Raw genomic sequence first — 19511 nt, 5'->3', positions numbered from 1 at the left:
CAGACAGAAAGGGGCTCCACCGCAAGGTGGGGCCTTTTTCTTGTCGCGAGCAGTCGGGAAGGACCGTGATCTGAAGAGCAAGACGTCTTGTCAGGCGGCGTCCTCAAGCGGTGGAGGGGTTTGCACGGCCATCATCACGCAGTTGCGGCCTGACTGCTTCGCCGCATAGAGCGCTTCGTCCGCAGCTCGCAGCGCGTCGCTCCGCGTCTTGTAGGCGAAGACATCCGCGATGCCGCCCGAGAAGGTGACGCGACCGAACGGCATGTCGGTGGCGCGGTTGACCAGGCGTCTCTCTGCGATGGTCTCGCGGGCGTGGTCCAGGCGATCCCAGGCCTTTTCAGGCGTCAGCGCGCGGAACAGCACCGCGAACTCCTCGCCGCCGTGCCGTGCCACGTGGCAGCGCGCATCGGAGATCTGGCTGAGCGTTTCGGCAACGACCTTGAGGACGCGATCCCCGGCGGCATGACCGTGGCTGTCGTTGATGCGCTTGAAGTGGTCGATGTCGCAGAAGGCCACGCAGAGCGGCTCGCCCGAGGCCTTGGCAGCGGCGTATTCCTTTTCGAACAGGCTCTCGAAGGCGCGGCGGTTGGGCAGTCCGGTGAGGTGATCCTCGTCGGCCACGCGGCGCGCTTCATCCAGACTGCTCTGCAGTTCCAGCGCACGGCGTTCGGATTCGGTCAGGTTCTGCTCGATCTCCCGCGTGCGGTGCATCATCGCCTTGGCGAGGGCGGCGAGTTCCGTAATGACCGCTCCGGCGCGGCCGACCTGTTCGAGATCATCGACGTGCTGTTGCAGCGCCGCGCCGTACTCGGTGGTCGCCGAGCGGGCATGGCTGGTGGCGCTCGTGAAGTCTTCGAGCGTTCCCTCGAGGCGCGCCATGAGCGCGGCGAGCAGTTCGGACGAGCTTTCGCCTTCCTGCTCGCGCACGATCTGTTCGAGCCAGACAATGGTGATGGGCTGGCCCGCCTCGGTCCGTTCGAGGATCAACTGGGCGAGCTTCGGCTTGGCGCCGGTGACGCAGTCGTAGGCGATTTCCAGCGTCCATGGCATCACCTCGAGATCGTGGTCGATCAGGAAGTCTGCCACCTTCGCGAGAAGCCGGCGCTTTGCGGGCAGCCAGATCTCACGCGCGGTCACGTCCCGGGCAAGGCCCGCGCCTTCGGATGATGCCTCGGAAGTCGCCTCTTCGTCCGTGAGGCCAAGCCACTTGAGCAGGCGCGATCGGGACCCGCGCGCGGAAGGATCGTGTGTCATGGCTCCCAGAACGGCAAACGCCGCGTGATGTTAACCACGCGGCGTCGCAGAATTCCGGGATAGGTGTTCGCCCTGAGCGCCGCTTCAGCGGACGCGCGGGCCACCGAACGGCATCGGCGGCGGCGGGCGGCGATGGCCGCGCGGCAGCTGTGCCTGATAGGCGCGGCCGCAATGGTCCACGCAATAGGGGAAGCCCGGATTCACCTTGTCACCACAGAAGTGGAAGTCAGGCTCACCGGGGTGGCCCATCGGCCAGCGGCAGATGCGATCGTTGAGATCGAGCAGGCTGGTCTTGTCGGCAATCTCGGGGCTCGGGCGTGCGGGCACGAGGCGGCGCGGCGGGGCGGGCGGGATCGGCGCCTGCTGATCGCCGGGACCCTGACGCAGGAAGCCGCCGGGGCCGACCGAAACGATGCGCGGCTGCGGCGCAGGTGCGGGGGCGTCACTGGCAGCCTTGGCCTCTGGCGCAGGAGCCGGAGCGGCTGCGCGCGGCGCGGGTGCAGGGGCGACCGGAGCTGGCGCCGGGCGCGGCGCTGCGACCTTCGGTTCGGGCGGCGGCGCGACCGGCTTTGCCGCCTTGGGTGCCGGGGCTGCTGCTGCGGCATCCGGCTTTTCGTTGGCCTTGACCGGAGAGGGACGTGCCTTGAGGCCGAGGCGGTGGGCCTTGCCGATCACGGCATTGCGGCTGACGCCGCCGAGCTCTTCGGCGATCTGGCTGGCGGTGGAACCGCCTTCCCACATCTTGGTCAGTTTCTCGATCCGCTCGTCGGTCCAGCTCATGCCTTCACGTATCCTTCAAAGCCGAAGTCCGGCCGTTAAAATGTGTCCGGTCGGCAAACTTGCCAATGGCGAGCCAGCGCGATACCGCGATGGACATGGCCAATCAACCGCTACCCCGCAACGGGGCGACTACCCGCAACGCCGGAACCTTCACCCCGCCCGGACAACCGGTGTTCCGTGGCTTCAACAGGCTGGGGCTGTGGACCCTCTATATGAAGGAGGTCCGCCGTTTCTTCAAGGTCCAGACCCAGACGATCTGGGCTCCTGCGGTGACTACGCTACTTTATCTGATGATATTCACCCTGGCACTGGGCGGCGGGGCCAATGGCGGGCGGATGGTGCTGGGCGTGAACTTCGCCAGCTTCGTTGCACCGGGCCTGATCGCGATGGGCATGATCAACAATGCCTTCGCCAATTCGAGCTTCAGCCTGCTTGGCGGCAAGATCCAGGGGACGATCGTCGATTACCTGATGCCGCCGATCTCGACCGGCGAACTGATGGCCGCGCTGGTCGGCGCAGCAGTGACGCGAGCGATGCTGGTCGGTCTGGCCGTGGCCGGGGCGATGCTGTTGTGGCCGGGCGTTTCGCTCAAAGTCGCGCATCCCTGGGCGGTGGCCTGGTTCGGGCTGATGGGATCGATCCTGCTCGCCATCGTCGGCGTGCTGACCTCGATCTGGGCTGAGAAGTTCGATCACAACGCGGCCGTCACCAACTTCGTGATCACGCCACTGTCGATGCTGTCGGGCACGTTCTACGTGATCGACAACCTTGCCCCGGCGTTTCAGGCGGTCAGCCGGATGAACCCGATCTTCTACGTGATCTCGGGCTTCCGCTTCGGCTTCCTCGGGCAGAGCGACATTGGTGACACCAATCTTGCCGTGCTGCACGGGGCAATCGGGCTGGGCGTGGTGAACGTGGTGCTTGCCGGTCTGCTGTATTACCTGCTGCGGTCCGGCTGGAAGCTCAAGAACTGAGGGAAGGGGGCTTCTTCAGGTTCCCCATTCCAATCAGTGCGACAGGCTGCGGCGCAGGCGGTAGCGACCGTTGCGGAAGCCTTCGAACATTTCGTCGAGCGAGGGGTGGTCTACCGGCCCCGCCTCGGCATCGGCCTGCAGGTTCTGCTGGCTGACATAGGCGACGTAGCTGTTCTCGTCGTTCTCGGCGAGGAGATGGTAGAACGGCTGTTCGCGCGACGGGCGGATGTCTTCGGGGATCGATTCGTACCATTCCTCGCTGTTGGCGAAGACGGGGTCGATGTCGAAAACCACGCCGCGAAAGCCGAACATGCGGTGACGCACGACATCGCCGATCGAAAAGCGCGCCGAGGAAACGGGTGGTGCCGAGACATCGCGTCCGGCCTGAGGCGAAAAGAAGCTCGCACGGTCCATATGTGGAATATAGGTCCACGCTGCGCTGCAAACAAGCGGCCTGCACACAAAGGCACGAGTCTTGTGCGGCCTGTGGAAAAAGGCAGCCGCTTTTCTCTTGGCAAGCCTCTCGCCATGCGCTAACGGCGCGCTTCCTCGACCGGGAACGCCCTTTGCGGCACCCAGATTGGCACCATGGAGAGGTGGCAGAGTGGTCGAATGCGCCGCACTCGAAATGCGGTGTACGGGCAACCGTACCGTGGGTTCGAATCCCACCCTCTCCGCCAATCGGCCTTCGCATAGGAAGGCCTCATCAGCCAAAAAGACATAGCCAGCGGTCGCTCGACAGATGTTCGCCGTTTGCCGGGGCGGGCTGCTTTGCTTCGACATGACCATGGTCCGCAGTTGTATGCGGTCGGGGGAGCAATGTAGCGCGCCAGACTTGCACCGCCGGACCGGAGGCGGTGCAAAAGAAAGGCCCGGCGCGGAAAATCCACGCCGGGCCAGAGGTCATCGTGATTGCAACCGGCCCCCGCTGATCTGGCGGGGGCGGTAGCTTTTGAGCGTCAGCCCTTCAGCACTTCGGCCAGCGTCTCGCCCAGCAGGCTGGGCGAGGCGGAGACCTTGATGCCGGCGGCTTCCATCGCCGCGATCTTGCTTTCGGCGTCGCCCTTGCCGCCCGAGACGATGGCGCCGGCGTGGCCCATGCGGCGGCCCGGAGGCGCGGTGCGGCCCGCGATGAAGCCGGCCATCGGCTTCTTGCGGCCACGCTTGGCCTCGTCGATCAGGAACTGCGCGGCCTGCTCCTCGGCGTCGCCGCCGATCTCGCCGATCATGATGATCGACTTGGTCGCCTCGTCGGCCAGGAACAGCTCGAGCACGTCGATGAAGTTGGTGCCGTTGACCGGGTCGCCGCCGATGCCGACAGCGGTCGTCTGGCCAAGGCCGATGGCCGAGGTCTGGAACACCGCTTCATAGGTCAGCGTGCCCGAGCGCGAGACCACGCCGACCGAGCCTTCCTTGAAGATGGACCCTGGCATGATGCCGATCTTGCACTGGTTGGGCGTCAGCACGCCAGGGCAGTTCGGGCCGATCAGGCGGCTCTTCGAACCCGACAGCGCGCGCTTGACCTTGACCATGTCGAGCACGGGCACGCCCTCGGTGATCGCCACGATCAGTTCCATCTCGGCGTCGATCGCCTCGAGGATGGCATCGGCGCAGCCCGAAGGCGGCACGTAGACGCACGACGCGGTCGCGCCGGTCACGGCCTTGGCCTCGGCCACGGTATCGAACTGGGGCAGGCCGATGTGGCTGGTGCCGCCCTTGCCGGGCGTCACGCCGCCAACCATCTGCGTGCCGTAATCAAGCGCGGCCTGCGTGTGGAAGCTGCCGGTCTTGCCGGTCATCCCCTGCGTGATGACCTTGGTGTTCTTGTCGACGAGAATGGACATTATGCGACCTTCCGGACTTCAGCGACGATCTTCCTGGCGGCATCGCCGAGGTCGTTGGCGGGGACGATGGGCAGGCCCGAGTTGGCGAGGATGTCCTTGCCCTGCTGGACGTTGGTGCCTTCGAGGCGGACGACGAGGGGAACCGAGAGGTTCACTTCCTTGGCCGCGGCGACGATGCCGTCGGCGATGATGTCGCACTTCATGATCCCGCCGAAGATGTTGACGAGAATGCCCTTCACCGCCGGGTCCTTGAGGATGATCTTGAACGCCGCGGTGACCTTCTCGGTCGTCGCGCCGCCGCCCACGTCGAGGAAGTTGGCCGGGAATTCGCCGTTGAGCTTGATGATGTCCATCGTCGCCATGGCAAGGCCGGCGCCGTTGACCATGCAGCCGATGTTGCCGTCGAGCTTGATGTAGGCAAGGTCGTACTTGCTCGCCTCGATCTCGGCCGGGTCTTCCTCGGTCTCGTCGCGCAGCGCCATCACGTCGGGGTGGCGGTACAGCGAGTTCGAATCGAAGCTCATCTTGGTGTCGAGCACCAGCAGGTTGCCGTCCTTGGTTTCCACCAGCGGGTTGATCTCGAGCATGTCGCAATCCAATGCCACGAAGGCGTTGTAGAGCTGCTCGGCAATCTTGCCGGCCTGCTTGTTGAGATCGCCCGTCAGCTTCAGCGCATAGCCGACGGCGCGGCCGTGGTGCGGCATGAAGCCTTCGGCCGGGTCGATGGTGATCGTGGCGATCTTCTCAGGGGTCGAGTGTGCGACCTCCTCGATGTCCATGCCGCCCTCGGTCGAGACGATCATGGCAACGCGGCTCGATGCGCGGTCAACCACCATCGAGAGGTAGTATTCCTTCGCGATATCAACGCCGTCCGTGATGTAGAGGCGGTTGACCTGCTTGCCCGCTTCGCCGGTCTGCACCGTCACGAGGGTGTTGCCGAGCATCTCCTTGGCGAAAGCCTCGACTTCCTCGATGCTCTTGGCCAGGCGCACGCCGCCCTTGGCATCGGCAGGCAGTTCCTTGAACTTGCCCTTGCCGCGACCGCCCGCATGGATCTGCGCCTTGACCACGTAAAGCGGCCCCGGAAGCTGCTTGGCCGCAGCAACCGCTTCCTCAACCGTCAGCGCCGCAATCCCCGCAGGAATGCCGACACCAAACTTCGCAAGCAGTTCCTTCGCCTGGTACTCATGGACGTTCATTCAACATCTCCTTGGCGCCGAGCGCCATCTCGATCACCAGCGGTCAGGAGGCTGGAAATTGCCGCCCTTCCGGACTGGTGCAAAGTTCGTAAAGGTGCGTTCGCGTTCCTGCACTTGCAGCCGATTGGCTGGTCGGAAGACACCGTTGGCACGGACTTTCCCGACAGAACAGGCTCGCCACGCGGCCTTCCGCGCAGCCTCCGTGCATTCCAGGGCAGGCCCTGTCAAATGCAATTCCGCAAACTTGCGAATCCCCGATTTGCAACTATGCCGCACTGCGGCAACGCGTATTTCCGTTACGTTACCTGCACGAAAGTTCATATCGCCTCTGGCCAGCGATTCGTGGTTTCTGGAATGATCAGGGAAACACTATCCTGCAGGACAAACTGCAGACCCTGCCCCTCAGATACGGGGATGCCTTTCCATGATGAGCGATCGCAAGGCCGCGCTGGCAGCGCTGGGCCAGTCCAGTACGCTTACCGTCGAGACGATCCAGTCGGTCCGCCACTGGAACGCGCACCTGTTCAGCTTCACGATTACGCGACCGCCATCGTTCCGCTTCAGGTCGGGTGAGTTCGTGATGGTCGGCCTTCCGGTCGAGGGCAAGCCGCTGCTGCGCGCCTATTCGATCGCCAGCCCGTCATGGGGCGAGGAGCTCGAATTCCTTTCGATCAAGGTCCCCGATGGTCCGCTGACGTCCCGTCTGCAGCACTGCGAAATCGGTGATCCGGTGCTGCTGGGCCGCAAGCCGACCGGCACGCTCGTCGCCGATGCACTGACGCCGGGAAAGCGCTTGTTCCTGTTCGCTACAGGTACCGGGCTCGCCCCGTTCCTTTCGCTGGTGCGCGATCCCGACATCTACGAGCGCTTCGGGCAGGTCGTGGTCGTGCATTGCGTGCGTGACGTATCGGACCTTGCCTATCGCGAGGAGCTGGAAGGCCATCTGGCGGGAGATCCGCTGGTTCAGGACCAGGCACTGCTGCAGCTGATCTACGTGCCGACCGTCACCCGCGAGGAGTTCCACACCACCGGGCGCATTCCGCAACTGATCGAAAATGGTCGGCTGTTCGAGGGACTGGAAGGGGCGGCAGCGCTCGATCCGGCAACCGACCGCGTGATGCTGTGCGGCAGCATGGGAATGATCAAGGGCCTCACGGCGATGCTGGAAGAGCGCGGGTTCGTCGAGGGTTCCAACTCGCGGCCTGCGGACTTCGTGATCGAGCGGGCCTTCGTGGGATAGGTTTTCGCCCGGCACATGCACACGCCGTCAAAAATCGACGGTTCGCCTTGCGCACCGGCTGTGATGATCTTCGACCAATTGAAATGACTGGACCCTGCAGGGCTCGCCGACCGTTGGGAGCGCACACCCCTGCATGGAGAGCTCCAGATGGATTCGAACAACACCAACTACACCGCCACGCCTGCCATGAACGGAGCGAATGCGACCGGCGGTGATCCCGATGGTGACGTCACTGTCCTCAACACGCTGATCGCGACCTTGCTGGACAGCGTGGAGGGCTACCAGAAGTCGGCCGAAGACCTCGACAACGAACAGTATCGCCGCCTGTTTCTTGACCGGGCGCGCGAGCGGCAGTCGGTCGTCACCAAATTGCAGGCCGCAGTCGGCCAACTTGGTGGCAATCCCGAAGACGACAGTTCGACGATGGGCGCGATCCACCGCGCATTCGTCGACCTCAAGTCGGCCGTGATGGGCCGCGACGATCAGGCGATCATCAACGAGGTCGAGCGCGGCGAGGACTATCTCAAGGAGAAGTTCGAGACGGCGATGAACAACGCCGACCTGTCAGCCGTGGCTCGCCAGGCGGTCAACGAGGCATGGGGTTCGGTGCGCGAAGGCCATGACCAGATGCGTGACCTGAAGCACGGGTTGCGCGGCTGATCTTGTCTGCCATGAACTTCAGGCAAGCAGCCTGAGCGCCTGCCGGACGATCTCTGGTGCGAGTTCGTCCGGCATCGGCTCCATGGGTTGTCCGCGCAGCATGGCACGGTTCGTCTGCAGCGCGAAGCCGAAGATTGCGCTCCAGATCGTGGCGATGCGCAAGGATCGCTCGTACTCGGAGAGATGCTGCGTGGCAGCGATGACTTCGCTCCGTAGCAGACGAAATCCCACGTCCTGAGCCTCGGCGAGTTCGGGTGAAAGCCGCGGCCGGACAAGTTCGCTCTCGTACATCAGCGTAAACATGTTCGAGTTCGCTGCCGCAAAGCGGATGAAGTGTAGCAGGTTGATGAACAGCGCGCTTTCGGTAGAGGCCGCCGCGGCCTGCTCGCTCGCCTCGAACATTGTGCGATAACCTTCCAGCGCGACTGCCACCAGCAACGACCGGCGATCCGGGAAGTGATGGTAGGGGGCGCCAGGCGACACCCCGATCTCCTCGGCAAGTTTCCGAATCGACAGGCCTTCATGGCCCTCTCGCGCCACAAATTCGCATGCTGCAGCAAGCAGTTCGCTGCGCAGGTCGTCCCTGTGCGAAGGCCTGCCCCGTCGTTCCCGATTTGCCGTTTTGCCCGTCATCGCCGTCGCTTTTTGCGAGGTTTGCACCCATTGCGCAAGGTCAGGACATGCCTGTCTTGCAATCTTATTGATCGTCGATTAATAGGATGACAATTGAGCGGTGATTAAATTGCCCGATAGGGGCGCCGCCGCGATGGGAGAGGCAAGCGTGAGCAGCTTCAGGCACGGCATTTCGCTGTACAGCTACACTGATGACTTCGGCACGGTCATGACGCTGGACGACGCGCTCGGCCACGCCGGCACCCGAGCGACCGCACCATGAGCGTGAACGAAGGGACGGCGCAGACCGGCGCAGGACCGGCACTTTGCGCACGGGCCAGACTTCATGGTCATCCGGCCGAATTTCAGCCCGCCATCGTCTGCAACGACCGCCACGCGACGATCATCCTTCCCTGACAGCGGAAGGGCACCGGACGCGCGGGCCGGTGGGGCAAAGATCTACCCCGCGCAAGGTTCACAGGGAGGATAATCCATGAACATCAGCAGGAAGACCCGGCTCGTGCAGTCGGCATCAGTTGCAGCCATCGCGCTGTTTTCATCCGTACCAGCCTTCGCCGAGGCGGCTGACGAGCAGGCTGCCGAGGCAGCTGCTGCCCCCGGCGAAATCATCGTCACCGCCCAGCGCCGCAGCGAAAACGTGCTGAAGGTGCCGGTCAGCGTCACCGTCGTGGGCGCAGAGCAGCTGATCCAGCGCGGCGCGAACGACCTCAGTGCGGTGACCAGGCTCGCGCCGAGTCTGCAGGTACAGCAGGACAACACCTTCTCGGTCCGCGGCGTCGGCACTGCCACGTTCGCCAACACGGTCGAGGCCAGCGTCTCGCAGGTCATCGACGACGTGGTGCTTGGCAACCGCGAGTTCGGCTCGAATGCCTTCTACGACATCGCGCGCGTCGAAGTGCTCAACGGGCCGCAAGGCCTGCTGTTCGGCAAGAACGCCTCGGCCGGTCTCGTCAACATCACCACCAACAAGCCCAAGCTTGGTGAAATGTCCGTGAGCGCCGACGGCGAACTCCTGCAGCGCTACCGTCCCGGCAAGGACGGCACCGGCTACCAGCTGCGCTCGACCGTAAACGTGCCGGTGGGCGACAAGGCCGCGCTGCGCGTCAACGCGATCTACAGCGATCAGGATCCGGTCACCGTCTCCAACGTCAATCCCGCCGTGCGCAACGATCTCGGGCTGACCAACCTCGGCCTGCGAGCCAAGTTCCTTTATGAGCCGACCGAAGCGCTCTCGGTCTACCTGATCGGGGACTACAACCGCCAGCGCGGCGTGACCGGCCGCTACGACATCACCTTCCGCGAGTTCGGCCCGGGCAGCCAGTATCCGGCCTTCGGCCTCGTTGCAGGACGCGAGAACTTCAACTTTGCGGCCGAAGCTCCGAACTATCGCGACAGCGACACCGGCGGCCTTCAGGCGAACGTGAACCTGAAGTTTGCCAACGGCATGGAGCTGACCAGCATCTCGGCATGGAAGACGGCCAAGACCAACTTCCAGTTCGACTCGGACGAAACCCCGTTCAATTTCTTCAGCTACAACGGGGCTGACCAGAAGTACGACCAGTACTCGCAGGAACTGCGCCTGGCGCTGCCGACCGGCAATGCGCTGTCCGGTCAGTTCGGGCTTTACTACTATCGCTCGGTCTCCAGCAGCGTCGGCTTCCGCGGCGGCAACACCGGCATTCCCGACTTCATCCTGCGCGGCTTCCCGTTCTGCATCGGCGCGACGGTCACTCAGGGCCCGCCGCCGGCTTGCGGCGTCAGCAATACGTCGTTCCTCGGCCAGGACTTCCAGTATCGCCTGCAGAACGACAGCTATGCCGGCTTTGGCCAGCTCAGCTATCAGCTGAGCGATACGTTCAAGCTGACGGCCGGCGCGCGCCTGACCTACGAGAAGGCGCAGATCAACCTGCGCGAGAACTTCGGCCAGTATTTCGTCACGCTCGGCGTCAAGAACAACGTCACCAACCAGACCACCGACGCCACCGACCTCAGCTACAAGGTCGGCTTCGACTGGCAGGCGACGCCTGATCTGATGGTCTATGGCTTCTACGGCGAAGGCTTCAAGGGCCCGGGCTTCTCGAACACGGCACCTGCTCCCAATGCAGACCTGGCGGTCCGTCCGGAAATCTCGCGCGGCGGCGAACTGGGGATCAAGGGCAAGGCGCTCGACGGCGCGCTGACCTTCAGCCTCTCGGGCTTCTACACGAAGTTCTATGACCTGCAGGTCCAGGCCTTCGTTCAGGCGCTGCGCACCTTCGTGCTCGGCAATGCGGCAACCGCCACCACCAAGGGCATCGACTTCTCGTTCCAGGCCCGGCCCTTCGAAGGCCTGACCCTGTCGGGTTCGGCGTCCTATGCCGATGCTACGTTCGACGACTATCCGGGCGCGCAGTGCTACCCGACGCAGACGACCGGCGGTTGCAAGGCAGACATCAACTCGTCGCTGCCGGGCTTCGTCGGCACGTTCAATGCCAAGGGCTACCAGCTGCCGCTGTCCTCGAAGTTCACCGCAACGCTCAGCGCGGAATATGCCGCTCCGATCACGGAAGGCCTCGAGGCGCAGTTCGGCGTCGGCTACTACCACCGCTCGCCGCTGTCGGCAGGCATCGGCGCACCGTTCACCATCCCCACCTGGGATACGATCGACCTTCGTGCCGGCGTGAAGGCCGAGAATTGGAACATCAGCCTGTTCTGCAAGAACTGCACGAACGAGATCCGCCCGATCTCGATCGGGTCTGACGGTGGCGATGCCAACCCCGTCGGCGTTGCGCCGCCGGTGCTGACGCTGAACCAGCGCTTCAGCTTTGAATCGGTCCGCACCATCGGCGTGCGTGCAGGCATCAATTTCTGATGCATTGAGGGGCCCCTGCCTTCGGGTGGCGGCCCCGTTTATTTCTGCTAGCTTGCACGGAACCGGAGTGAAGCATGATTGATCGTCGCACCCTCCTGACGTCGGTAGCAGCTCTCGGTGCATCGGTTGCGATCGCTCCCGGTCTTGCAGCGGCGCGAGCAGCGAAGATCAAACCGCTCGATCCCGAATTCCCCGAGGGCTTCCTGTGGGGCGCCGCCACCGCCGCGCACCAGATCGAAGGCAACAACCTCAATGCCGACCTGTGGGTGATCGAGAATGTCCCCGGCACGATCTTCGCCGAGCGCTCGGGCGATGCGGCCAACAGTTTCGAGTTGTGGCCGGTCGATCTGGACCTCGTGAAGGGGATGGGCCTCAATTCCTATCGCTTCAGCCTGGAATGGGCGCGGATCGAGCCGGACGAGGGGCATTTCTCCAACGCCATGCTCGATCACTACAAGGCGATGATCGAAGGGTGTCGGGCGCGTGGCCTCAAGCCGGTCGTCACCTTCAACCACTTCACCACCCCGCGCTGGTTCGCAGCCAAGGGCGGCTGGCACAATCCGGAATCGCCCGCACTGTTCGCGCGCTTCTGCGATCGTGCTGCACGGCATCTGGCTTCGGGCATCGAACTGGCGACCACGCTCAACGAGCCGAACCTTGCGGGCGTGATCGGCGAGATCCTGCCGCCGCAACTGGTGGCGGGCGACAAGGCGACGCAGGAAGCCGCTGCAAAGCAGCTCGGCGTGCCGCTCTATACGCCGGGCGTCTCGCTCTACATCAAGGACCCGAAGACCTACCGCGCCAACATGATGGAAGGCCATCGCCGTGGCCTAGCCGCGATCAAGGCGGTGCGGCCCGACCTGCCTGTGGGCGTGAGCCTCGCGATGATCGATGATCAGGCGGTCGGCAGGAACTCGATGCGCGACCAGATCCGCGAGCGTTACTACAACGAGTGGCTGCGCCTGGCGCGCGACACTTGCGAATTCGTCGGCGTACAGAACTACGAGCGCAAGGTGTGGAACGACAAGGGCGCGCTGCCGCCGCCTGCCGATGCGAAGCGCAACACCGGAGGCGCGGAAGTCTGGCCGGGGTCGCTGGCGGGCGCGGTCCGGTATGCCTACGAGGTGACCAAGCTGCCGGTCTATGTCACCGAGCACGGCGTCAATTCAGACGACGATGCCCTGCGCCAGTGGTTGATCCCTGCCGCACTCGCGGACCTGAAGCGCGCGATGGACGATGGCGTGCCGGTGCGCGGCTACTTCCACTGGTCGCTGATCGACAACTTCGAGTGGGGCTTTGGCTATCACCACCGCTTCGGCCTGCACTGGTTCGACCGCGAAACCTTCAAGCGCACGGCGAAGCCCAGCGCCGAAGTGCTGGGCTCGATCGCGCGAAGGAACTCGATCTAGCTTTCAGGCCAGCGCCTCTTTGACGTATTCCGGTCGAAGCGGCAGGCGGCGTACCGGTTTGCCGGTGGCGTCGAGCACGGCTGCTGCTATCGCCGGGCCTGCCAGCGCGTTGGCGCTTTCCGAACCCTGGCCGTAATTGCCCGCAGCAAGATTGGTTTCGAACACCACTTTGATTTCGGGCGCTTCGGCCATGGTCAGGATCGGGTAGCTCGCCCAGTCGGCCGCGGTGATCGCACTCTGATCGAAGCTGACTTCCTCGTGCAGCGCCTGGCTGACGCCCATCAGGCAGCCCGCCTGGATCTGGCGGCGCAACTGCAGCGGATTGATGACGATGCCGACGTCGGCAACCATCGTCATCCGCTCGACCTTGACCTCACCGGTCTCCGGCGTGACCGCAACGTGCGCGGCGCAGGCCCAGTAGCCGTTGTCGCGCAGCATGATCGACATGCCGCGGCCCTTGACCACGCCCTGGCCGCTGGCGCGCGCGCCGGGAGCGGGCGAGGGACGGCTGTCCCACCCGGACTCGGCTCGCAGCTTCTCGATGATCGCCTTGAAGCGCGGTTCGGTGACGTGGTCGAGCCGGAACTGCAGCGCGTCCTTGCCCGCCAGCATCGCGGCCTCGCTCATCGCCAGTTCGCGCGGGAAGTTCTGCTGGAACTGGATCGGCGTGCGCATCGAATGGTCACGCAGGCCCACTGCGATCGGCGATTCCTTCTCGCCGATCTGCCAAGTGCTCATCGCCTTTTCGCGGACAGCGGGCACGTTGGCGTAGACCCAGATGTCCTGCATCTCGTTGACGCCGTTCTGGAAAAGGTCCTTGGTGACCGGGGCAGGGGAATCGATCACCGGCAGGCCTGCAAGGATCGCACCGACAAGGCGGTCATCCTGCATCGGCGGTACGCGATGTTCGGCGGCGTAGCCTGCAATGCGGCCATCCTTGTCGAGCTTGATCGCGATGTCGGCGAGCGCGCAGGAGGATTGCGTGGTCCACTGCATCTCGTCAGCGCGCATCCACTGGACGCGCACCGGCCGGCCCAGTTCGCGCGAAAGGAGAACGGCTTCGTCCTCGCTTCCTGCGCTGCCACCGTTGGAGCGGCCGTAGTGGCCCGAACCGGGATAGGTGCGGACCACCACCTTGTCCTCGCCGACGCTCAGCATCTTGGCGATCATGTGTCGCAGGTGCTGCGGGTTCTGGCTGAGGGTGTGCAGCGTGACCGAGCCGTCCGGGCGGTAATCGGCCAGCGTCACCATCGGGCTGATCGGGGCGTGCTTGTGATAGGGCAAGAAGTACGATGCCTTGTGCTCGCGCGCGGCAGGCACCTTTTCCGGCTCGCCCTTGTTGGCCGCGCCATTGCGTGACGGGAACGTGGTCCAGTCGGCCTTCGAGCGCAGATGGTCTGCCAGCCCTTCATGGCCGGGCAGGCCCTGCCAGTCGCTCCACCTGGTTTCGGCGGCGACGGCCTGCGCCGCCTGCACGGCTTCCCACTCGTCGGGCGAGACCACGGCGAGCAGGTTGCCGATCGTCACCAGTCGCGCGCCCGGGAACTGCGCACCATCAAGCTTGCCGGCCTTGACCAGCTTCGAGCCGAGCGTTGCCGGGTGGATCGCGCGGGCGTGGAGCATGCCCGGCAGCTTGACGTCACCGACCCAGACCGCTTCGCCCGAGACCTTTGGCCGGGTCATCGGGTTGGCCGAGGGTTTGCCGATGATGGTGTATTCCGACACCGGCTTCATCGGCGGTTCGCCCTTGACCGTGAGGCCCATCGGGCTGGTCAGTTCGCCCTCGACCGGGATCGTCAGCTTGAGATCCTGTCCCTTGACGAGATCGGCATAGCTGATCGCCTTGCCGCCGCCCGAGATCACGCCGTCCTTCACGCTCAAGGCCTTGCGGTCGACGCCAAGCTTGCCTGCGGCCAGTTCGAGCGCGGCTTCGCGCATGTAGGCGGCAACCTTGCGCAGGTTCTGGACATAGCCCAGCAGCCAGAACGTGCCGCCGCCATCGGGCGTGCGATCAGTATCGCCGGTGATGACGGTGGTCATCGCCGAGAGCGGGACGCACAGTTCTTCGGCGACGATCTGGCGATAGGCGGTGTTGACGCTGCTCTGGCCGAAATCGCACTTTCCGGTGCGGATGGTGACCGTGCCGTCGGCCTTGAGTTCGATCCAGCTGGCGGGGGTTGCGGCATCGAGCGATGCGGGCGCAGCGGCCGCCGCAGACTTGACCGGCAGGCTGACCGCCACGGCGAGCGCTCCGCCGGTCCCGATGAACGCGCGGCGCGAAAGGCGGGCGCCGTGAAAGTCGAGCGTCGCGCTCATGCTGCGCCTCCTTCGGCCATCAGCTTCGCTGCGCGGTGCGCGCCTTCGAGGATGGCTGCGTAGCTGCCGCAACGGCAGAGGTGGGGCGAGGGGCCGGAGCTGGTCAGTGCCTCACGGATGTCTGCGTCGGTCGGCTTGGGGTTCGCCTCGAGCAATTCCGTGACCTTGATCATCATGCCGAACTGGCAGATCCCGCACTGCGGCACCTGTTCGTCGACCCAGGCCTGCTGGACCGGGTGGAGGCGCTGCGGATCGGGGGCGAGGCCCTTCTTCTCGGCCCAGCGCGCAGGCAGGCCGTCAACCGTGGTCACCGGCTTGCCTTCGACCGCCGCGACCGGCGTGACGCAGGCGCGCACTTCCTCGTCGCCGAGCAGGACCGAACAGGCGCCGCACTGCGCGAGCCCGCACCCGAACTTGACGCCCATCACGCCCAGTTCGTTGCGCAGCACATAGAGCAGCGGAGTGTCCGGCGAGGCCTTCACCTCGCGCTGCTGCCCGTTGACGACGATCTTGGTCATGCCCCTTGGAATCCTCTCGCTCAAAGCCCGGTGGCAGCTTCACCCTGCGGCGTATAGCGCGCGCCTTCAACTGTCACGGTGGCCAGCAGCGCCTCGATATCCGCAATATCCTGCTGCGTCAGCACGATATCTGCAGCGCCGAGATTCTCTTCCAGCCTGTGCAATTTGGTGGTGCCGGGGATCGGCACAATGAACGGCGCTTTCGCCAGCAGCCAGGCGAGCGCGATCTGCGCAGGCGTTGCCTCGTGCTGGGCAGCGATGCTCTTGACCAGATCGAGCAGCTTGAGATTGTGGGCAATGGCATCGGCCTGGAAGCGGGGCAGGGTGGCCCGGAAATCGCCTTGCGCCACGTGCTCAGCGCTGGTGATTCCGCCGGCGAGGAAGCCCTTGCCCAGCGGCGAGTAAGGCACCAGCCCGATGCCAAGTTCCGTGCAAGTCTCGAGGATGCCGTTGGTCTCCACCTGCCGTGTCCACAGCGAGTATTCGTTCTGGAGCATGCTGAGCGGCTGCACGGCATGGGCGCGGCGCAGCGTGGCAGCACCCGGCTCGGACATGCCGAAATGGCGCACCTTGCCCTCGGCAATCAGATCGCGGACCGCGCCCGCAACGTCCTCGATGGGGACCTTCGGATCGACGCGGTGCTGGTAGAAGACATCGAGCGTGTCGACGCGCAGGCGCTTGAGCGAGGCTTCGCACACGCGGCGGATCTGCTCGGGACGGCTGTCGGTGCCGCGCATCGCGCCGGTGTCCGGGTCGATGTCGAACCCGAACTTCGTGGCGATCACCACTTGCCCCTTGAACGGTTCGAGCGCTTCGCCGACCATCGCTTCGTTGGTCCAGGGGCCGTATACTTCGGCAGTGTCGAAGAAGGTTACGCCGCGTTCAACCGCCGCCCGGATCAGCGCGATGCCATCCGCGGGGGAAACCTTGCTGGCATAGCCGAAGTCCAGCCCCATGCAGCCATAGCCGATGGCGGAGACGGTAAGGCCGGACTGGCCGAGGGTTCTTTGCTGCACGTGAAGGGTTCCTTGCTTGTCAGGCGATCTGCTCGCCACCGCTGAACAAGGACATAGACCACTTCCACTCATTCGATTAGATCATGGTTTCGACATGAACCTATATTGCAATCGGATAAATCGTGCGCGACGCCCTCGGTGATCTGGCGGTGTTTGTCGCCGTGGCGGAAGAACGCAGCTTCACCCGCGCTGCTGCGCGTCTGTCGACGTCGCAATCGGCGGTGAGCAATGCCATGCGCAGGCTTGAGGAGCAGCTTGGCCTGCGCCTGCTTGCGCGGACCACCCGCAGCGTCAGCCCGACCGAGGCAGGAGAAACCCTGCTGGCGACCTTGCTCCCCGCTCTCGGCGACATCCGTGGCTCGCTCGAAGCGCTGGCGGCGTTCCGGGGGACGCCGGCCGGACTGGTGCGCATCACCACCAGTCGCCATGCGGCCGAAACGCTGCTCTGGCCTGCGGTCGATGCCGTGCTGTCGCGTTACCCTGACATCGAGGTCGAACTGTCGATCGACGGTGCCCTGACCGACATCGTGACTGATCGTTTCGATGCCGGGGTGCGCCTTGGCGAGAGCGTCGAGAAGGACATGATTGCTGTCCGCATCGGCCCCGATCTGCGCCTCGCCGTGGTCGGATCGCCAGCCTACTTCGCACAGCATCCGGTGCCGCAGACCCCGCGCGAGCTCACCGCCCATCGCTGCATCAACCTGCGCATGGCCACGCGCGGCAATCTCTATGCCTGGGAGTTCGAGCGCGACGGCCAGGCGCTCAACGTGCGCGTGGGCGGGCCGGTCGTCGTCAACGACAGCGCGATGGCGATCAACGCCGCGCTCGGCGGCCATGGCCTCGCCTGCGTGATCGAGGACCAGGCCCTGCTGGGGCATGTCGCGACGGGGCGGCTGGTCCGCGTGCTGGAGGACTGGTGCCCGCCATTTGCCGGACACCACCTCTACTATCCCAACCGCCGCAACCACTCGCCCGCGTTCCGCGTGGTGCTCGACGAACTGCGGGCTCGGGCTACGCGATAGCGGGGTCCTTGTGCAGCCACTCGGCGTGGCGCGGCGCGCGCTTGGTCTGGCTCCATTCCTCGAGCATCACCGGCGCAAGGTCGGCCAGTTCGGCATATTGCTCTGCGGTGCCGATGTTGCAGGCCAGTTCCAGACGGTGGCCATTGGGATCGAAGAAATAGATCGAGCGGAAGATGCCGTGGTAGGTGGGGCCAAGCACTTCGATGCCCTCGGCCTCGAGATGCGCCTTGGCCGCCTGCAATGCCGCCTCGTCCTCCACCTCGAACGCCAGATGCTGCACCCATGCCGGGGTGTTCGGGTCCTTGCCCATCTCGGGCTGGTTGGGCAGCTCGAAGAAGGCCAGCACATTGCCCCCGCCGCAATCGAGGAAGACGTGCATGTAGGGATCGTCCTCGCCGGTCGAGGGCACCTTGTCCTCGGCGAAGGCGGTGGTGTAGCGCATGCCCATCACGCGCTCGTACCACGCGACGGTCTCCTTGGCGTCGCGGCAGCGATAGGCGACGTGGTGGATGCGCTTGATCTGCGGGATCATTCCGCCGTCTCCTCGACTTTCAGGACGCCCCGGCGCATCTGGTCCCGCTCCATCGACTGGAACAGTGCGGTGAAGTTGCCTTCGCCAAAACCTTCGTCCTTCTTGCGCTGGATGAATTCGAAGAATACCGGGCCGATCTGGGTTTCGGAGAAGATTTGCAGCAGCAGGCGCGGGTCGTTGGCCTCGGTCGAGCCATCGAGCAGGATGCCGCGCGACTTCAGTTCATCCACCGGCTCGCCATGGCCGGGCAGGCGCTCGTCGAGCATCTCGTAATAGGTGTCGGGCGGGGGCGACATGAAGGGCGTGCCGGTCGCCTTGAGACGATCCCATCCGCCGATCAGGTCGTCACAGGCAAAGGCGATATGCTGGATGCCCTCGCCATTGTAGGCCCGCAGGAATTCCTCGATCTGGCCGCCGCCGGCTTTTGCTTCCTCGTTGAGCGGGATGCGGATCTTGCCGTCGGGCGCGGTCATGGCGCGGCTGGTGAGTCCGGTATATTCGCCCTTGATGTCGAAGTAGCGGATCTCGCGGAAGCCGAACACGCGCTCGTAGAACGCCGCCCAGTGCGCCATGCGCCCGCCATAGACGTTGTGCGTGAGGTGATCGATGGTGTGGAAGCCCGCGCCGACCGGGTGGCGATCGACGCCGGGCAGGTACTCGAAATCGATGTCATAGATCGACAGGTCGCCCTGCGGCGCACCTTCATAGCGGTCGATCAGGTAGATGATCGATCCGCCGATGCCGCGGATCGCGGGCAGGCGCAGTTCCATCGGCCCGGTGCGCACCTCGACCGGCTCGGCACCGCGTTCAAGTGCCGTGGCATAGGCCTTGGCCGCATTGCGCACCCGCCAGCCCATGCCGCAGGCCGAAGGACCATGCTCGGCGGCGAAGTAGGCAGCCGGGCTGCGCGGTTCGTAGTTGGCGATCAGGTTGATCCCGCCCTGCCGCCACAGCTGCACGGCCTTGGAGCGATGATTGGCGATATGGGTAAAGCCCATCCGCTCGAACACCGGTTCCAGGCTGCCGGCGTCGGGCGCAGAGAACTCGATGAACTCGAACCCGTCGAGGCCCAGCGGGTTTTCGAACAGGTCGGCAGAGGTTGGGGACTGGTTCAATGGAATCTCCGATGGACTCGCAGGCAAGGCTGCGTTTCGTCAAACTGGTTTCATTGTATACCAGATTTGAAGTGGGAAGTCCCATCGATTCTTTGCGCCAGTGGCAATGGACACCTTCCGAGATGTCCTTGAGACGAGCCGAAACGGG

The 19511-nt window shown here is 64.6% G+C and carries 18 protein-coding genes and 1 tRNA gene; 8 read left to right on the top strand and 11 right to left on the bottom strand.

All coding sequences use genetic code 11. The features are described 5' to 3' along the window. Positions 1-90: 90 nt before the first annotated feature. Positions 91-1254, bottom strand: a complete 1164-nt coding sequence (locus I2488_RS13040) for a GGDEF domain-containing protein (protein ID WP_196276241.1) — start codon at positions 1252-1254, stop codon at positions 91-93. An 84-nt stretch (positions 1255-1338) separates the two neighbouring features. Then, positions 1339-2034, bottom strand: a complete 696-nt coding sequence (locus tag I2488_RS13035) for a GcrA family cell cycle regulator (protein ID WP_196276240.1) — start codon at positions 2032-2034, stop codon at positions 1339-1341. 95 nt (positions 2035-2129) lie between these two features. Here I2488_RS13035 and I2488_RS13030 point away from each other — a divergent pair, with 95 nt between their 5' ends. Next, positions 2130-3008 carry an ABC transporter permease gene (locus I2488_RS13030; RefSeq protein ID WP_214652368.1) on the top strand — a complete coding sequence of 293 codons (879 nt, stop codon included), beginning with the start codon at positions 2130-2132 and terminating at the stop codon, positions 3006-3008. Between the two features lie 33 nt (positions 3009-3041). Here the strand turns inward: I2488_RS13030 and hspQ are convergent, their stop codons facing one another. After that, positions 3042-3422: a heat shock protein HspQ gene (gene hspQ, locus I2488_RS13025; protein WP_196276239.1), complete on the bottom strand. Its 381-nt coding sequence runs from the start codon at positions 3420-3422 to the stop codon at positions 3042-3044. Positions 3423-3598: 176 nt separating this feature from the next. Between hspQ and I2488_RS13020 the strand changes: the two genes are divergently transcribed. Further along, positions 3599-3688 (top strand) — tRNA-Ser (locus I2488_RS13020). A 279-nt stretch (positions 3689-3967) separates the two neighbouring features. On the opposite strand, the gene sucD is transcribed toward I2488_RS13020, so the two are convergent. Both sucD and sucC read right to left on the bottom strand, forming a co-directional pair. Further along, positions 3968-4852: a succinate--CoA ligase subunit alpha gene (gene sucD, locus I2488_RS13015; protein WP_196276238.1), complete on the bottom strand. Its 885-nt coding sequence runs from the start codon at positions 4850-4852 to the stop codon at positions 3968-3970. Further along, positions 4852-6051, bottom strand: coding sequence for an ADP-forming succinate--CoA ligase subunit beta (gene sucC / locus I2488_RS13010; RefSeq protein ID WP_196276237.1), 1200 nt, complete (start codon positions 6049-6051; stop codon positions 4852-4854). Before sucC ends, sucD begins: the two co-directional genes overlap by 1 nt. A 427-nt stretch (positions 6052-6478) precedes the next feature. Between sucC and I2488_RS13005 the strand changes: the two genes are divergently transcribed. Both I2488_RS13005 and I2488_RS13000 read left to right on the top strand, forming a co-directional pair. Continuing rightward, positions 6479-7291 carry a ferredoxin--NADP reductase gene (locus tag I2488_RS13005; RefSeq protein ID WP_196276236.1) on the top strand — a complete coding sequence of 271 codons (813 nt, stop codon included), beginning with the start codon at positions 6479-6481 and terminating at the stop codon, positions 7289-7291. A 147-nt stretch (positions 7292-7438) separates the two neighbouring features. Next, on the top strand, positions 7439-7951 hold the full coding sequence (locus I2488_RS13000; RefSeq protein WP_196276235.1) for a ferritin-like domain-containing protein: 513 nt from the start codon (positions 7439-7441) through the stop codon (positions 7949-7951). A gap of 18 nt (positions 7952-7969) precedes the next feature. Here the strand turns inward: I2488_RS13000 and I2488_RS12995 are convergent, their stop codons facing one another. Beyond that, entirely contained in the window at positions 7970-8611 is a 642-nt protein-coding gene (locus I2488_RS12995) for a TetR/AcrR family transcriptional regulator (RefSeq protein ID WP_343071068.1), read from the bottom strand. A 231-nt stretch (positions 8612-8842) separates the two neighbouring features. Here I2488_RS12995 and I2488_RS12990 point away from each other — a divergent pair, with 231 nt between their 5' ends. From I2488_RS12990 to I2488_RS12980, 3 genes are all read left to right on the top strand, one after another. Further along, positions 8843-8980 (top strand): hypothetical protein, encoded by a 138-nt coding sequence (locus tag I2488_RS12990; RefSeq protein WP_196276234.1) that lies wholly within the window; start codon positions 8843-8845, stop codon positions 8978-8980. 76 nt (positions 8981-9056) lie between these two features. Further along, a complete protein-coding gene (locus I2488_RS12985) occupies positions 9057-11435 on the top strand; it encodes a TonB-dependent receptor (RefSeq protein ID WP_196276233.1) in 2379 nt (792 codons plus the stop codon). 74 nt (positions 11436-11509) lie between these two features. Further along, on the top strand, positions 11510-12844 hold the full coding sequence (locus I2488_RS12980; protein ID WP_196276232.1) for a family 1 glycosylhydrolase: 1335 nt from the start codon (positions 11510-11512) through the stop codon (positions 12842-12844). Positions 12845-12847: 3 nt separating this feature from the next. Here I2488_RS12980 and I2488_RS12975 read toward each other — a convergent pair whose 3' ends face one another. Genes I2488_RS12975 through I2488_RS12965 form a run of 3 tightly spaced genes read right to left on the bottom strand, consistent with a single transcriptional unit; the run spans position 12848 to position 16694 of the window. Continuing rightward, positions 12848-15160, bottom strand: a complete 2313-nt coding sequence (locus tag I2488_RS12975; protein ID WP_196276231.1) for a xanthine dehydrogenase family protein molybdopterin-binding subunit — start codon at positions 15158-15160, stop codon at positions 12848-12850. After that, positions 15157-15678, bottom strand: coding sequence for a (2Fe-2S)-binding protein (locus tag I2488_RS12970; protein ID WP_196276230.1), 522 nt, complete (start codon positions 15676-15678; stop codon positions 15157-15159). The genes I2488_RS12975 and I2488_RS12970 overlap by 4 nt, the downstream gene beginning before the upstream one ends. Positions 15679-15698: 20 nt before the next feature. After that, positions 15699-16694, bottom strand: coding sequence for an aldo/keto reductase (locus I2488_RS12965; protein ID WP_196276229.1), 996 nt, complete (start codon positions 16692-16694; stop codon positions 15699-15701). A 119-nt stretch (positions 16695-16813) separates the two neighbouring features. Between I2488_RS12965 and I2488_RS12960 the strand changes: the two genes are divergently transcribed. Next, positions 16814-17716, top strand: a complete 903-nt coding sequence (locus tag I2488_RS12960) for a LysR substrate-binding domain-containing protein (protein ID WP_196276268.1) — start codon at positions 16814-16816, stop codon at positions 17714-17716. On the opposite strand, the gene I2488_RS12955 is transcribed toward I2488_RS12960, so the two are convergent. Both I2488_RS12955 and hppD read right to left on the bottom strand, forming a co-directional pair. Next, complete coding sequence (locus I2488_RS12955) at positions 17706-18248, bottom strand: VOC family protein (RefSeq protein WP_196276228.1); 543 nt, start codon at positions 18246-18248, stop codon at positions 17706-17708. The two genes, I2488_RS12960 and I2488_RS12955, sit on opposite strands and share 11 nt — an antisense overlap. Further along, a complete protein-coding gene (gene hppD / locus I2488_RS12950; protein ID WP_196276227.1) occupies positions 18245-19363 on the bottom strand; it encodes a 4-hydroxyphenylpyruvate dioxygenase in 1119 nt (372 codons plus the stop codon). Before hppD ends, I2488_RS12955 begins: the two co-directional genes overlap by 4 nt. Positions 19364-19511 lie beyond the last annotated feature (148 nt).

It is taken from the genome of Novosphingobium jiangmenense (assembly GCF_015694345.1).
Lineage (GTDB): Bacteria > Pseudomonadota > Alphaproteobacteria > Sphingomonadales > Sphingomonadaceae > Novosphingobium > Novosphingobium jiangmenense.
The sequence above is the reverse complement of the archived record's forward strand: the minus strand, read 5'-3'. Positions and strand labels throughout refer to the sequence as shown.